Below are 1012 nucleotides of genomic sequence, written 5' to 3' on the forward strand. Positions count from 1 at the left end.
CCATACGCCTTCGGCGCGTCTTTCCACTGAAGGCCGTGCTTGATGACGTAAACGATGCCGCTCACCACACGGCGGTCGTCGACGCGCGGCACCCCATGCGGCAGCGGAAAAAACGGCGATATCCGCGCCATCTGGCGCTCGCTCAGCAAAAACAGTGCGCTCATCGAATCAAAACCTCTTCCTCCTGGGAAAGGCTTTGAATCACATCTTAATGGAAATTAATAGGTCCTGAGCCTAGGGCATGAAAAGTCGGTACGATGTTCTCGACGACGATAGATATTGAGGCGATCAAATGGTGACGGCAAGCGCAAGCTGGCAATAGTCGGCGGAATCCTAGTACTAGTCTAGGTCACCGACTCGTAACTTCGTAACCAGATACGGACTGATGCAAGCTTGACGGATGCGAGGAAGTTGTCGTCGCGCTTGTCGCACCGGGTTGCAACGGCGCGGAAGTCTTTGAGTTTGTTGAAGAAGCGCTCGACGGCATTTCTCTGTCGGTAAAGCCACGCCGAGAAGGCCGGACGCCTCTTCCGGTTCGGCATGAGCCTGATGTTGGCCCACGCGCCGCGCTGTTCGAGGGTATGGCGCAAACCGTCGCTATCATAGGCGCGGTCTGCAAGCAGGATCGCGCCGGCCTTGACCTCGTCCAGCATGTCCTCGGCCGAGCGGCCGGCCTGCCCCTCGGTGAGTTTCAACGTGATCGGCAGGCCGTTGGCGTCGACGAATGCGTGGATTTTCGTCGTCAGGCCGCCCCGCGAGCGACCCATGCAACAGGATCGGACGACTTTTTTTTACCATTGGCCGCGTGCTGATGGACACGGATGGATGACGAGTCGATCATCGGGATGTCGCCGTCGTAAGCCTTTGAAACCGCTTCGAGAAGCCGGTCCCACACGCCCGCCTTTCGCCAGCGGTTGAAGCGGTTCACGCTGGTCGTATGGGGGCCATACCGGGCCGGAATATCGGCCCACGGCGCACCGGTGCGCAGCCGCCAGAAGATGCCGTTCAGCAC

General features: G+C 59.3%; 1 protein-coding gene and 1 pseudogene. Both read right to left on the reverse strand.

Annotated features, from left to right (window positions below; all coding sequences use genetic code 11):
- On the reverse strand, positions 1–164 hold a 164-nt coding region (locus EK416_RS09470), incomplete at its 3' end, for a transposase (RefSeq protein WP_164729953.1).
- Positions 165–344: 180 nt separating this feature from the next.
- Positions 345–1012, reverse strand: a pseudogene (locus EK416_RS09475) (IS5 family transposase); the annotation flags it as partial.

Source organism: Rhodomicrobium lacus (assembly GCF_003992725.1).
Taxonomy (GTDB): domain Bacteria; phylum Pseudomonadota; class Alphaproteobacteria; order Rhizobiales; family Rhodomicrobiaceae; genus Rhodomicrobium; species Rhodomicrobium lacus.